The sequence below is a fragment of the Evansella halocellulosilytica genome, assembly GCF_002335745.1.
GTDB lineage: Bacteria > Bacillota > Bacilli > Bacillales > Salisediminibacteriaceae > Bacillus_CA > Bacillus_CA halocellulosilytica.
In genome coordinates this window covers 2,023,933-2,037,801 of the sequence record NZ_NIST01000001.1, presented here as the reverse complement: position 1 = coordinate 2,037,801, position 13,869 = coordinate 2,023,933, and the positions used below count along the sequence as shown (strand labels likewise).

The window sequence follows — 13,869 nt, the reverse complement described above, 5'->3', positions numbered from 1 at the left end:
GGAATACAATACCATAATAAAAGACTCCTGTTCCACAAAACTTCCCGTTAGCAACACAAGGTCAAAAACTGCTTGCTACACTAAAACCTTCTTTAGTCTAAATTTACGCTATTTTGCAATTGTTCTCCAATGGCGTTTGGTTTGATGATTTTGTTGAAAACCACAAGATTCATAAAAAGGTATGCCTAGTCTATTTCCTTCTTGTACAGATACATATTGTTCTATTGCACCTTTCTTTATATGTTCTTTAGTAAATGCATCTATCCCTATTCCTTTATATCTGTACGCTTCGTCTACATAAAAAACATAAATTTCACTTACTGTTAGTTCAGTCATAATCCCTCCAATCGTCCCTACAACTCTTTCATCTACCTTTGCTACATGAGTATATATACCTTTGGTAATATCCTCATGAACTCTATTGTGGTTATACCAATATTCTACAATTTTAATTTGGTATTTCTCACTATAAAAACTCTGGACGGTTTGCCTCCAACCTACTGAACAAATTCTACTAATTTCTTTCGTATGCTCTGAAGATGCTTTACTTATTGAAATATTCATGTTACACTTCCAAAAGTTTTATAAGATAATCCTTTTATTGTTTGTTCTCATCCACTAGAAGTACTGCTGCATCAGAAAATAATTTTACCTTCGTTTAATCTAAGGTTTGTACTAACTATATTTTATACCCATCTGGATCTCCGATAACTTCTTCTTTTACTCCCCACTCACGAACAACAGGTTTGTCCAACTAAGTCTCCCAACCTTGACTAAGATTTAGTATGTTTAATGTAAAAATCACGTAAGATTACTCCATGAGCAAATACAGTCCTTAATATTTGAAGCAATCTTTAGGTATTAACTATTTACTAATATTCAATAAAATGCTGTTTATCATAATTTGCTGACGCTCTCCATTAGCAATAGAAGCGACTATACTTTTCAGTAATCGTACTTTTTGTTGTTTTGACGGACATATGATTGATCACGAACTACAACTGTTTCGGGGATAAAGCATATTAAAACATTACTATCATCTAAATTTTTAAAACGCGGGTCCCATTTTTCGATTTCAGCTCCCAAATAACGAGAAAGTAACTGATTAGCTATACTCTTATCAAAAGGTTCAACGGTTGCTGTGCCTCTAAAACCTGCATGCAAAAACAGACCAGTATGTTGGTCAAAATCTACTAATCCGATAGCGCATTTTGGATTTTTCCTTATTCTATGTGGAAATGTATCTGAAGCTGTACCTATTATCCAAATTTTTTTATCCTTCCAATAAAACCAAACAGGTGAATCTCTTGGTAAATCTTCAGCCACCGTTGATAAATGCGCGACTAATGGCATAGAAAGAAACTTATCTAAATCAAAACTTCTACCTGTATCCCTAATTATCCTCATCACGAACCTCCTGAATAGTTATTTTAGTTTAATCATATCTTTCAACCTGAAAAAATCTATTCCAATCGTTACAAAGGAAGCATCACCTCTGCTGCTTCGATAGAGTTCATCAAATGTATGTAACTTCCATCAGTTCGGATACTACCTTTTAAAACTTAAGTAGGTGTTTCACTTTGCACGTACCTTATCTTTCGGTCAATTTTATACTAACCCAAATCAAGGCACCAACAATGAGCCCATAGTTTAATTTGAGTTACCATAACGGTACCAGCAGCGTCACTCAATGTAAATGCAATTATCAAACAATACCAGCAAAAATAATAGTGAAACCAAAAGTATAAAGCATTGTTTCTTCCCCTACTCTTGCCCGCCGTTTCTAAAATATCGTTATTTATATCTTAACTTTTTAACAAACGTAGCAGTAGCAAACCATCAGATGGATGACCATGAATACGTAATAGAAATTATGGTTCCCACGACCTAGAAAAGGTTAAATAATGTTGTCCCCCAAAAAAGAGCGTAACTCACCTTGAGGTACATACATTGCTATCATTACGATTATTAACACAAGTAATAAAGACATGATAGGTCCCCATCTTCCAACTTTTGCTTCAATACCTTGCTATATAGAGTAAGTTATGATATGATACTCTGTGTGATATAGTATTTAGCGTCATCGTTATTCGGAGAAGAGGTGGTAGTTTTGGAAATCGATAAAGAAATGCTGAGAGGTAATATCGATATTATTATTCTCTCTAGCCTCTTTCGGGAGGAATTATACGGCTACGAATTAGCAAAACAGATTACAGAGAAAACAGAGGGTAAGTTTGAATTGAAAGAAGGAACCTTGTACCTTGCCTTCAAACGGCTGGAAAAAAACGGGCTGATTCAATCCTATTGGGGGAAAGAGTCAGTCGGTGGAAGACGTAAATACTATCGACTTCTACCAGAAGGACGTGCATTTTTAAAGCAAAGAAAGCGAGACTTTGAAGTCCTCACACAAGTTGTTGAATTATTTTTGAAAGGGGTAAATTTGGATGACTGAGAAAAAGCTGAGACGGGAAACACAAAAAGAACTTGACCGTATGGTGGAGCGCGTCGCACGCAAATCCGGATATGCAGGAGGAGAGATCACATATAAGGAACATCTCCAAAATAAATTTGCTGATACTGTGGAAAAAGCACGTGAAAAAGTTGATAAATATCGTCGTAAATTTAGCTTGGAATCAAGTAATACTGATTTTGCAGAGGAAATTAAGTCATATCTAAGGGATGGACTATATGACCTTATAGAAGAAGGATTTTCTGAAGAAGAGGCATTACGGATTACAAAGGAAAAATTTAACGAGGCAGAGCTCCAAGAAAGTTTTGAAGAATTTATGAATGAATTTGATGATTTTGGACTGGAAGAATACACTGCGGCAATATCCAAAGAGTGGAATGTCTATCATGGAGAGACTGTGGGATTATTTTACGGTGGATTTACGATTATGGGTTTAACCATTGGTTCCTTAATTGGATTTTTATCTAGTGGAGGTGTTTCTGCATTTTTAAGTGAGGGATGGATTAATACACTCATAGGAGCAGGCGCAGGTGTCATGCTAGGTGTAGCTTGCGGACTGATTAGTAATGCCATCTTCATGGCTATCAAAAGAAAGTGAGGAGTTATGAATATGACCTACATGAAAAAGAAGCGTAAAAAGAAAGATGTGGGCATTAATGGTATTATGGCAAAGTGGTATGACAAAAATACGCGTAACAGTCGACTCGATGAAATGCGACGCTATGCCGATTTAGTTGAAGCAAATACAAAAAAGAATGCAACCGTATTGGAAGTTGCCCCAGGACCTGGTTATCTTGCAATTGACTTGGCCAAACGTGGCTTTCACGTTACAGGTGTAGAAATCAGCCACGATTTCGTAGAAATAGAAAAACGTAACGCAAAAGAGGCCGGTGTTGATATTGACTTTAAACAAGGTAATGCCTCAGACCTACCTCTTCCAGACGGGGAATTTGATTTCATCATCTGTTCAGCTGCATTCAAAAATTTTAAGGAACCTTTACAAGCTTTGCATGAGATGTATCGAGTATTAAAACCATGTGGTACAGCACTTATCCTTGATATGAATAATGCCTATTCAAAAAAAGATTTGGAATATGAATTAAAACGGTTAAACATGAAAGGCTTTGACAACTGGTTTGTTAAGCTCAGTTTCAAAACTTTTCTAAAAAGCGGAGCATACACTGCCGAGGGGTTTCGCGACCTAATCCTTCAAACCAAGTTCTCAAAGCATAATATTACAAAAGATGGAATCGGTCTAAATGTATGGCTTTATAAATCATAATGGACCTTCGACTTTTCAATAATATAAATAACGATTTGTATCGCTAGTCAAGACTTTAGAAAAACTCAAGAATAGTGAATTTTTCTAAAGTCTTACTAATTTAAGAATATTATTTTACCTTGTTTTTCTTAAAACTTGCAAAACTTTTCCTTACGTTAAAAGGTTGAGAATTTTTCGTTATTATCCAACCAAAATTTCTATATTGTCGTTCATCGTCCGTTTCCCAATAGATGATTTATTATTATAACATATTTTCCATTTTTTGGCAAAAAAGCTACTACACTGCCACACGTAAATTTACTAAAGCTCCCCGTTACTTTAAGTTAATCTCACAAATTATCTTACCAGCCCTTACGATTACACAAAGAAGTAATATGCGCAAGATGATGTCGCCCGTGCCAAGCGTAAATACCTATATTTTTACCTAGTGAAACTTCACCTAATTCTGGGTGGATAAATGTCTTTTCTATATCAGTCCTACTTAGACTTCGTAAAAGGGTTGTCCAGCGTTTGTGCAACGATTCAAGCATAGATAGTGAAATATCAATTGGTAATTTATAATCAGAAAGTTCCGCCCACTTCTTTTCGTCATATGGCTTTATTACAAGTTTTTCTTCTGTTAGAGCCCATTTAAAGCGAACATATGCATTCATATGACTATCCGCAAGGTGATGAATTACTTGTCGAACAGTCCACCCTCCTGAACGATAAGGTGTATCAAGCTGTTCATTATCTAAGTCTTTTACAGCATCTTGTAATAATCTTGGTAAATCTTCAATCTCATTTATCCAATCCTTTGTAACGCTGTTAGTAATCTCGCCTTTGAATTCAAATTTTCCAATTGGGTATTTCATTTCCATCTATTATTCCTCCTTTAAGTCACTTTAGTCTATTTGTCTAACTAAATTAATAGTCTAAATAATGTATAATTCTCCATCTTTCCTTTTAAATCCTTTATACCTATATTTGCTTTTCAACTAAACTGCTCGTTGATTAATAGAAATATATGATACCTTTTGTGCTATATCACTCGATGATTGGAAAATGGCGTGGAAATAACGTGGTTATTTATCAATAACCTCATACACATTTGCCTGAAATTTCAAGACTTTTGCCAACAAAAAAACACTGATCCTTTTATATTTTATAAATGAAATCAGTGTTTCTTCTTTTTAAATATTATGTCCGCAAAATCTTCTCCATCGCTTTGCCTTTTGCTAACTCGTCGATCAGTTTATCCAAATAACGTATTTCCTGCATAGTTGGTTCTTCGATGTCTTCTACTCGGACTCCACAAACTACACCTTTGATTAAAGCCCGCGAAGGATTCAGCTGGGGAGCTTCCGCAAAAAAGGTCTCAAATTCTGTTTGTTTTTCTAGATGCGCTTCTAACTCTTCCTGGCTGTATCCTGTCAACCAACGGATAATTTCATCGACTTCTGCTTTCGTACGTCCTTTTTTCTCCGCTTTCGCAACATAATGGGGATAAACTCTTGCGACACTCATTGTAAAAATTTGATGTTTAGCCATGATACATCCTCCCTCTGTGTAGGAATTTATTGATCATCCTGTTTTTGATCTAAAATCGATTTCAGTTCGTCCAATTCTTCTTTTGTCAGCCGTTCCTCTTCTATAAATTGAATCAGCATCGGTTTAACGGTTCCACCATAAATTCTCTTTATGAAAGATTGTACCTCCGCACGTTTACATTCATCTTCAGAGTATAGAGGGAAAAAGCTATACACTTTTTGCTCTTTGTCGACGCCCACTACACTTTTCTTGGTTAATCGGTCCAGTAGCGTTCGGATCGTTTTCGGTTTCCAATCCGTTTGTTTTTGTATAGCTGCTATCACTTGATTCGCTGTCTGTGATCCATTTGTCCAAAGGACTTTCATAACTTCCCACTCTGCTTCTGAAATACTAGGTGGTTGATTAGACATCTTTTTCCCCTCCTTTTCTTCAGATCTTTAATAAATCCCTTCGCTGTTCAGAATGGATAACGTGATTTCGGCGGCATCACTTCCGTACGCGTTATCATCGTGTTGGATGTTCGTTGCAAAAAAGTAAGTATCCGTATCCGTTTCTAGAAATCCGATAAACCAACCGTTAATGACTTTACCGTTAACCATACCGGTGCCTGTTTTTCCATAAAGGGTTGCACCTCTGTTTTCTTCTAATTTTAATACCTCTTTTACGTGATGCACATTGTTATCTCTAAAATTGAATTGGTTTGCATAGAACTCGCGAAGCAGCTCCACCTGTTCAACAGGAGATATTTTCAAGGAAGATTCTAACCAATACTCCCTTAATCCGCCCGAGAGATCTTTATTGCCGTAATCCAGCTCATTGATATAATGTTGAATGTTGTCCTTTTGCATATGTCTATCTAATTCTTGAAAGTACCAGGTAACAGACTGATTCATTGCAGTTGCCAAGTTATGATTTGTATTCCATGCATCATAATTATGATGCACGCCATCCCATTCTAACAGTGAATCATCCCTTGTAATCACGCCTGATTCCAATGCCATTAACGCGGTGTATATTTTAAATGTTGAATTTGGAGAAACCCTCGTGACACTTTTTTCTTTATTATAAATCTGGAATTGATCTTGGTTTGTACTATATAATACAAAGCTGCCTTCATACTCGCCGAAGTGTGTGCTCCAATCCTCATATACCGTTTGATTATTATCAAATACATAACGCTCACTGGAAACAGCTGCTCCCGTTAAAACAGGAAATTGGGCGATGACAAATAAACTAAGCAACGTAAAGATAATGAGGCTTTTTAATTGTAGCAGCTTGGATTCTTCAGTAAAGGAAACAATATTGATGATCCGTCTCTTTACATGCCTTTTCGGACCATATAATGGGTTCGTTAAATGTAGATAGGACGACTGTGCATTCCTTTCCGCAAAACGAATAATCGTATTGCCGTACTTTTTATAATCGGAACGATCCAATGAACGTAAGACTTCTGTATCACACGCCATTTCCCTATCTAGTCGCATTTCTTTAAAAGCCTTCCAGACAAGCGGATTGAACCAATAAACAATCTGGTAAATTACAAATACATAATTCACTTTGATGTGCTTGCTTTTATAATGGTGAAGCTCATGGAGCAACACATATTTGATTTCATTCTCTGACAGATAGGATGTCATATTTTTTGGTAACAAAATGTACGTTTTAAACAATCCGAATGTCAGTGGAGATTGTATAGATGATGTCTCTAGTAGCATTGGTTTCTTAGTTATGCCCAATGTGTTCGTACAATCGGCAAATAGCTGTCGTACTTTTACACTTTTTATTTTAGTCGCTGTCATTACGATACGTCGTAATTTGACATGGTGATATAACGTCACCAAAAAGAAAAGGATCATTCCTATAGCCCAAATCGATAGGACGGTTAAATGGATGAAAGTATCATCAAAACGATTTACCTCCGTACCAAAATCACTCATCCAATGCTCATTTTGTACAGCAAGATTTAAACTGTTTTGAGCAGAAGAAAAAATTTGGCTTTCATGTTGATCAAAATGAAAGAAATTTGGAACCGTTATAAGATTAACCGGTATGAACGGGAGCGTTAATACAAAAATTAGCAAAAACCATAGATGATAACGCCACTTTGCTGATAGCTGATTATGAAATATTTTTCTCACTAAAAGAATTACGATGATCGTCACCGTTGACAAAACAAAAGAAGTGAGCATATGTGGTAATGTCATTTTTTAGCTCCAATATCGTCTTTTCGACGGCTTTGATTTTATTTCATGTTCTGCACTACACGTTAATAAACATTAAAAGTTTAGCATTTTAGGCTCAGATTGTAAAATGGTGTTGACAATTCGAGATTACACGTGTAATATTCGATTACAGATGTAGTCTACAAACTATTAAAATATTGGATCCAACTATTAAAAAGTAGAAAAATAGACTAGATCAATACCATAGAGACGAGGAGATTATATATGAAGATGGCAAAAATGATATGCTCCACCCTTTTAGGAGCCTTTTTACTTTTCGGATGTTCAAATGATTATGATCAAGTTAATTCAGATCAACCTGAAAGTCCTGCCAATATGACTGAAGAGATTTTTGGTCAGCTAGAAGAAGAATACGACGCACGTTTAGGAGTCTATGCGTTAGACACAGGCACTGGGGAAACGGTTGCTTATCGTTCTGATGAACGATTTACTTATGGATCAACTTTTAAACCACTCGCTGTAGGTGTTCTTCTGCAACAAAAAACGATTGACGACTTAGATCAGCTCATTACATATTCGAGTGATGATTTAGTCAACTACAACCCGATTACAGAAAATCATGTTGATTCAGGAATGACATTAAAAGAGCTTAGCGATGCCTCGATTCGATACAGTGATAACACAGCTGCAAATTTGATTTTTAATGAGATCGGTGGGCCAGAAGGCTTTAAAGAAGGACTACGAGCCATCGGTGACGAAGTAACAGAACCAGAAAGAATTGAACCTGAGCTAAATGATGTCGAACCTGGAGAAATACAAGATACGAGCACTCCGAAGGCACTAGCGCTAAGTCTTCAAGAATTCACTTTAGGAGATGCTCTGCCCGCTGATAAACAAGAGTTGCTCATCGATTGGCTCAAGCGAAACACAACCGGAGATGATTTAATCCGCGCAGGGGTACCAGAAGGTTGGGAAGTAGGAGACAAAACAGGCGCAGGCTCTCATGGGACCCGAAACGATATTGCCATCATTTGGCCGCCCGACAAAGATCCCATTCTCCTTTCCGTGCTTTCCAGCAAGGACGAACTTGATGCAGAACATGACGATACACTCATTGCTACAGCCACAGAGGAAGTGATCAATATTCTGTTTGAGTCAGAATAATTTACTTGAGGGGAACACACTTCGGGTTAACGGCAGCTGTGAGAAGCTGCCGTTTATTACCCGATCGAGTCACCTCAACTGGAATTGACAGGTGATTTGATGTGCTTTTGGGCGGACTGGCCGCGCAATCTCGCCTGCGATCGGAGGTGTTTTTTGGCGGACATCAGATCCCTTATTTGACTAAAAAACAGCTTTCTCTCTGCCTTCGAGGACACCTGTTCCGTTATCTCCTTCAAAACACAGGTCATCAGCGACTTTTTCTTTCAATAGCGGATCGGGTGGCCGCACAACTCCTCTAATCACCCTTTTTGTCACAAATAGCGGATCCTATGGCCGCTCAATCTCGCAGGTGATCGGAGGAGTGCTTTGGCGGACATCAGATCCCTTATTTGACTAAAAAACAGCTTTTTCACTGCCTTCGAGGACACCTGTTCCGTTATCTCCTTCAAAACACAAGTAATCAGCGACTTTTTCTTTCAATAGCGGATCGGGCGGCCGCACAACTCCGCTAATCAGCCTTTTTGTCACAAATAGCGGATCCTATGGCCGCTCAATCTCGCTCACGGTCTGAGGAGGTTTTGGCGGACATCAGATCTCTTATTTGACTAAAAAACAGCTTTTTCTCTGCCTTCGAGGACACCTGTTCCGTTATCTCCTCCAAAACACAAGTCATCAGCGACTTTTTTATTCAATAGCGGATCGGGTGGCCGCTCAACTCCGCTTTTCACCCTTTTCGTCACAAATAGCGGATCCTATGGCCGCGCAATTTCGCCGGCGATCGGGGGCCCGCACAACTCCGCTTATCACACTTTTCGTCACAAATAGCGGATCCTATGGCCGCGCAATTTCGCCGGCGATCGGGTGGCCGCTCAACTCCGCTTTTCACCCTTTTCGTCACAAATAGCGGATCCTATGGCCGCGTAACGCCCCCTTTTTTGAAACACTGCTAGACAAAACAAAACCCCGCCCTCAGAGAAGCTGAGGACGAGGTATACTCGTGTTACTATTTGATTGAATATATTATAAGTTGACTGTGACGTCTGCATCTTGACGAAGTTCATCTATTAGGATTTCGTAGACTTCTCCTTCTTTCTGCATCATCAATTGCTGTTCAATTTCTGGTTTAACGTCTTCAAATGACGGAATCTCTGCATCTTCACCAGCAATGGCTTCTTGTTCAGCGACCATCTGTTCATACGCTTCTTCTAGCTCTTCCTCTGTTGGCTCAATACCATCAGATTCACTTTCAACAAGCTGGTCGACTTTTACTTGCGTTTCAAGCAATGACATGACTTCCTCTTCACTCATCCCTTGCTGTTCTTCCAACGCAGTAAAAAATTCTTCTTCAGAACCAAGTCCATTTTGTAAAACTAATTCTTCTAATAGTTCATTAATATGATCTTCTGAAGCATCATAACCGCGGTTTTCAGCTTCCTGGATAAGAAGCTCTTGACCAATCATACTTTCTGCAACTTGCTGTTTTAATTGTTCTTGGTCAACCTCTTCACCAGTCATTTGCATTTGCATCATTGCTTGGTCAAATTGCCCGAGGTAAGTTGTTTCAAACTCTTCAGCTGAAATGTCTTCACCATTCACTTCTGCAACGACATCAGGAATACCATCTAAGTCAGGCTGAGGCATTTCTGGCTGTTCGGCACCTTCATCTATGGCCGCTTCTTCATCATCAGCAGCTTCCTCTTCCTGAGTCTCTGCGTCCTCATTATTTTCTTCTTCTGTTTCGTCAGCATCTCCGCACGCAGCCATAACTGAAACTGATGCCACTAATGCTAAACTTAAAAACCACTTTTTATTCAATATGATCATACTCCTCTCACATAGCAACTTGTCTGCTATTCTAACATATCATTTCGGTCTATAAATTAAATTTTCTATTCAAAACACAATACAAGAAGGATTCCTAAAAAACTATAAAAATTTCCCTCAATAAAGTATTAACATTGTCAATCTTTGATTGCCTTCACATCGGGCTTAGGTCGTACAACGGACATTCCACCTTCATCTGCTAAAACAAAAGTTGTAAAAGTGTGTAATTTTAACATCAACCATCAAAAAAGGACCTGTCTCCACTCCAACATAGTGAGGACAAGTCCTTCCCATTTATTGTACAACCGCAACTTTCTCGAGTTCTTCACTAATTTCCTTCGAACGGTTCATTGCGCCTTCGATCGCTGCTTTGATTGCTTTTCCGCCACCGTTTTCGGCTAACGCTTCAAGTCCTGATGCTGTTGTTCCATTCTTCGATGTGATGTTTTTACGCAGTTTTTCCGGTGATTCATCGCGCTCAAGCATCATTTTTGCTGCGCCGAGGATCGTTTGTGCACCGATTTCTCTCGCCTGCTCTGGATCCATACCATTTTCCTTTGCTATTTTTTCAATGTGCTCCATCAAATAATAATAGTAAGCAGGTCCGCTCCCTGCGATGCCTGTAAACAAGTCCATTTGATCTTCCTCGATCACATACACTTCTCCGATCGCTTTCAACAATGCTTTCGCAAGCTTCACATTTTTCATCGTCACATTTTCGCCAGGTGAAATCGCTGTCGCTGATTCCTGAAGCATGCTTGATGTGTTCGGCATAACGCGGATCACTTGCTGCCCTGCCGGTAAAAGCTCTTCCATATATTCGGTTGAAATGCCCGCTAAGACACTCATAATTACTTGGTTCGGTTTGATTCGATCTTTTATTGAAAGCAGTGATTGCTCTGCGTCTTTCGGCTTCATCGCTAAGATGATCACGTCTATAGTCTCAATTGGCAAAAGGTCACGCACAATACCTTGTACGCCATACCGATTGTGTAACTCTCGTAAACGCTTTTCATTACTATGATTCGTTACCATTACTTGCTCTGGCTCCAGTGTTCCCGTTTTGACGACTCCGGAAATCATCGCTTCTGCCATATTTCCAGCACCGATAAACGCAACACGTAGATGTTTAGTCATTTGTATTCGTACTCCTTTTGTTAAACAAAGATGTTGTTGTCTTTGCTTTTTTTGCTCCGCTATCTATCGTAACATGCCAAACATTCACTTCAAGGGGGAGCAGTGAGATAGTGAGGATAATGGGCAATTCGTTCATGAAAGCGATAACATTCGGTGATCAACTCCTCTCACGGGCATATATACTGCAAAGTGCCAGGGACTTGTCGAATTCGACAAGTCCCTGGCACCTTGAATGACACCGCAAGAAAAAAGACGATTTTCCTCCTCCACTTTGATATATCTATTCATAGGAAAAATAATTGAAGGAGTGGGAGTCGTGGAGAACAAGTCGATAGGGTTATTTGAAGGGATCGGATTATATGTCACAGCCATACTCGGATCCGGGGTCTTATTTATTTCCGGTGCAACAGCTTCCGTTGCCGGACCCGCTTCCTTATTATCGTGGCTCGTCGTGATCGTCTTAAGCTTTCCGCTTGCTTATACATTTGCATGTCTTTCCCGTCAATACCCTGATGCAGGAGGCACAGCGTCATTTGTAAGGCTTTCATTTGGCTACCATCTCGGCAATTTAGTCGGCTGGTTTTACTTCGTTTGTGCAACCATTGGACAAACGGTTGTTGCTCTTACCGGAGCCTTTTATGTCGTCAATGCTTTCAACCTCCCACACATCTATACGATCATGACAGCACTCATCATTTTATTCATTGGCGGCACGACAAATTATTTTGGATTACGCATTAGCGGAAAAGCAGCTTTAATGATCAGCTTATGTCTGCTCATTTTGCTAGTCACCGTTATCGTCGTAAACTTGCCAAACGTAAGCTGGAATCAATTTGTACCGTTTAACCCGTTCGGCTGGAACCATATCGGCATCGCCATCACGATGATCCTCTGGTCATTCTTCGGCTGGGAAGCCATTTGCAGCTTGTCAACTCAATTTAAACAGCCGAATAAAGACATTGTTAGAAGTACATTCATAAGCGCAGTCATCATCGGCATTCTCTTCTTTATGTTAAGTGTCGTCACTATTGGAACCGGAATATATGGAAATTTCGAAAGCGATTTGTCACCTATCGGAATCATGATGGAGCAAACACTAGGGATCGGAGCAAAAATGATAACCGCCGCCCTTGCCTTTATTATTTGTATCGGAACGGTCAATGCCTTTGTTGCAAGTATTGCTCAGCTCGGCTATTCTTTAAGTCGAGACGGTGCATTTCCTGCATGGTTTATGAAAATCGATCGTAACTCGCAATCTCCTAGGAGGGTGATCATCTTTGCAATTATGATTGCAGGAGTTGGCGTCATCTTGACCGAAGTATTGACGATGAGCTTTTATGACCTCTTATTTATTCCAACATCATTAGGGCTAGTCGTTTATGTTTTATCGATGGCAGCAGGGGTGAAGTTATTCAAGAGAGGAACGTTAGCTTGGACTAGTTCACTTTTAGCATTTTTACTATGCGTCTCAATCCTTCCATTTTTCGAGCTCCATTTGTATATTCCCATCGTAGTGGCAATCCTCTACTTTGGTTATATGAAAGCTTTCCGAGAAAAACAGAAAGGTGTTAATGATGAAGGTAATCAATCAATTAAGCTTTGAAGAGATGTGGCAGGCAGCAGTTTCGTGTAACCGAAGCTATGACGGACAATTCATTTATGCGGTGAAAACGACAAACATTTATTGCAGACCATCATGCAAATCGAAAGCGCCGAACATGAGTAACATTTGTTTTTTCAAAAATGCAGCTGAAGCTGAAAAACAAGGGTTTCGAGCCTGTAAAAGGTGTCAGCCTCAGCTAAATAAACCAACATACGATCCCTATTCAACGATCATTCACGAAACGATGGTAATCATCGAAAAAAACTACCGCCAAAAACTATCATTGAAGGACTTAGCACAAGAAGTTGGCGTGAGTGATTATCATTTAAACCGGACATTCAAAGAGAGAGTCGGGCTCACCCCGCGCCAATATGTTGAAAAAGTCCGAATCGAAAAAGCAAAAGAACTCCTCCTGACAACAAACGCAACGAACACAGACATTTGCTATCAAGTCGGCTACGACAGCCTGTCCAGCTTCTACCGAGCTTTTCACAAGCAAGCAGGCTGTTCACCGAAGGAGTATCGTCAATATGATCAATAAAGGTGCCAGGCACTTGTAAAAAAATTTACAAGTGCCTGGCACCTTCCACGATATGTAAATTTATAATTGATTTGTGGAGGAGATCATGATTTAGGCGGAGTGGGAATATGATTAGTATGAATACGGTGAAAAGTA

General features: G+C 39.2%; 16 protein-coding genes. 6 read left to right on the top strand and 10 right to left on the bottom strand.

What is annotated here, in order from left to right; translation table 11 throughout:
* Positions 1 to 108: 108 nt before the first annotated feature.
* Together CD001_RS09675 and CD001_RS09670 are read right to left on the bottom strand one after the other, a co-directional pair.
* Positions 109 to 564 (bottom strand): GNAT family N-acetyltransferase, encoded by a 456-nt coding sequence (locus CD001_RS09675; RefSeq protein ID WP_096187335.1) that lies wholly within the window; start codon positions 562 to 564, stop codon positions 109 to 111.
* 381 nt (positions 565 to 945) lie between these two features.
* Positions 946 to 1,407, bottom strand: coding sequence for a pyridoxamine 5'-phosphate oxidase family protein (locus tag CD001_RS09670; protein ID WP_179298686.1), 462 nt, complete (start codon positions 1,405 to 1,407; stop codon positions 946 to 948).
* Positions 1,408 to 2,110: 703 nt separating this feature from the next.
* Between CD001_RS09670 and CD001_RS09665 the strand changes: the two genes are divergently transcribed.
* From CD001_RS09665 to CD001_RS09655, 3 genes are read left to right on the top strand one after another with little or no spacing between them, the layout of a single operon-like run.
* Complete coding sequence (locus tag CD001_RS09665) at positions 2,111 to 2,452, top strand: PadR family transcriptional regulator (protein WP_096187333.1); 342 nt, start codon at positions 2,111 to 2,113, stop codon at positions 2,450 to 2,452.
* Positions 2,445 to 3,068: a hypothetical protein gene (locus CD001_RS09660; protein ID WP_096187331.1), complete on the top strand. Its 624-nt coding sequence runs from the start codon at positions 2,445 to 2,447 to the stop codon at positions 3,066 to 3,068. Before CD001_RS09665 ends, CD001_RS09660 begins: the two co-directional genes overlap by 8 nt.
* A gap of 12 nt (positions 3,069 to 3,080) precedes the next feature.
* Positions 3,081 to 3,752, top strand: coding sequence for a class I SAM-dependent methyltransferase (locus tag CD001_RS09655; RefSeq protein WP_257009767.1), 672 nt, complete (start codon positions 3,081 to 3,083; stop codon positions 3,750 to 3,752).
* A gap of 341 nt (positions 3,753 to 4,093) precedes the next feature.
* On the opposite strand, the gene CD001_RS09650 is transcribed toward CD001_RS09655, so the two are convergent.
* The 4 genes from CD001_RS09650 to CD001_RS09635 form a co-directional block, all read right to left on the bottom strand.
* Entirely contained in the window at positions 4,094 to 4,612 is a 519-nt protein-coding gene (locus tag CD001_RS09650) for a YfiT family bacillithiol transferase (RefSeq protein WP_096187330.1), read from the bottom strand.
* Positions 4,613 to 4,931: 319 nt separating this feature from the next.
* Complete coding sequence (locus CD001_RS09645; RefSeq protein ID WP_096187328.1) at positions 4,932 to 5,282, bottom strand: DUF2200 domain-containing protein; 351 nt, start codon at positions 5,280 to 5,282, stop codon at positions 4,932 to 4,934.
* A gap of 26 nt (positions 5,283 to 5,308) precedes the next feature.
* Positions 5,309 to 5,692 (bottom strand): penicillinase repressor BlaI, encoded by a 384-nt coding sequence (gene blaI, locus CD001_RS09640; RefSeq protein WP_096187326.1) that lies wholly within the window; start codon positions 5,690 to 5,692, stop codon positions 5,309 to 5,311.
* Between the two features lie 27 nt (positions 5,693 to 5,719).
* Positions 5,720 to 7,486, bottom strand: a complete 1,767-nt coding sequence (locus CD001_RS09635) for a BlaR1 family beta-lactam sensor/signal transducer (protein ID WP_096187324.1) — start codon at positions 7,484 to 7,486, stop codon at positions 5,720 to 5,722.
* 243 nt (positions 7,487 to 7,729) lie between these two features.
* On the opposite strand from CD001_RS09635, the gene bla reads away from it, so the two are divergent.
* Positions 7,730 to 8,629, top strand: a complete 900-nt coding sequence (gene bla, locus CD001_RS09630; RefSeq protein WP_096187322.1) for a class A beta-lactamase — start codon at positions 7,730 to 7,732, stop codon at positions 8,627 to 8,629.
* A gap of 393 nt (positions 8,630 to 9,022) precedes the next feature.
* On the opposite strand, the gene CD001_RS26890 is transcribed toward bla, so the two are convergent.
* The 4 genes from CD001_RS26890 to proC form a co-directional block, all read right to left on the bottom strand.
* Complete coding sequence (locus tag CD001_RS26890) at positions 9,023 to 9,157, bottom strand: hypothetical protein (protein WP_257009766.1); 135 nt, start codon at positions 9,155 to 9,157, stop codon at positions 9,023 to 9,025.
* A 77-nt stretch (positions 9,158 to 9,234) separates the two neighbouring features.
* On the bottom strand, positions 9,235 to 9,369 hold the full coding sequence (locus tag CD001_RS26885) for a hypothetical protein (RefSeq protein WP_257009765.1): 135 nt from the start codon (positions 9,367 to 9,369) through the stop codon (positions 9,235 to 9,237).
* 280 nt (positions 9,370 to 9,649) lie between these two features.
* Positions 9,650 to 10,453, bottom strand: a complete 804-nt coding sequence (locus CD001_RS09625; protein ID WP_257009764.1) for a SurA N-terminal domain-containing protein — start codon at positions 10,451 to 10,453, stop codon at positions 9,650 to 9,652.
* Between the two features lie 294 nt (positions 10,454 to 10,747).
* Positions 10,748 to 11,590, bottom strand: a complete 843-nt coding sequence (gene proC, locus CD001_RS09620; protein ID WP_096187318.1) for a pyrroline-5-carboxylate reductase — start codon at positions 11,588 to 11,590, stop codon at positions 10,748 to 10,750.
* 316 nt (positions 11,591 to 11,906) lie between these two features.
* On the opposite strand from proC, the gene CD001_RS09615 reads away from it, so the two are divergent.
* A complete protein-coding gene (locus CD001_RS09615) occupies positions 11,907 to 13,193 on the top strand; it encodes an APC family permease (protein ID WP_096187316.1) in 1,287 nt (428 codons plus the stop codon).
* A complete protein-coding gene (locus tag CD001_RS09610) occupies positions 13,162 to 13,734 on the top strand; it encodes a bifunctional transcriptional activator/DNA repair enzyme AdaA (protein WP_257009763.1) in 573 nt (190 codons plus the stop codon). The genes CD001_RS09615 and CD001_RS09610 overlap by 32 nt, the downstream gene beginning before the upstream one ends.
* Positions 13,735 to 13,869: the final 135 nt, after the last annotated feature.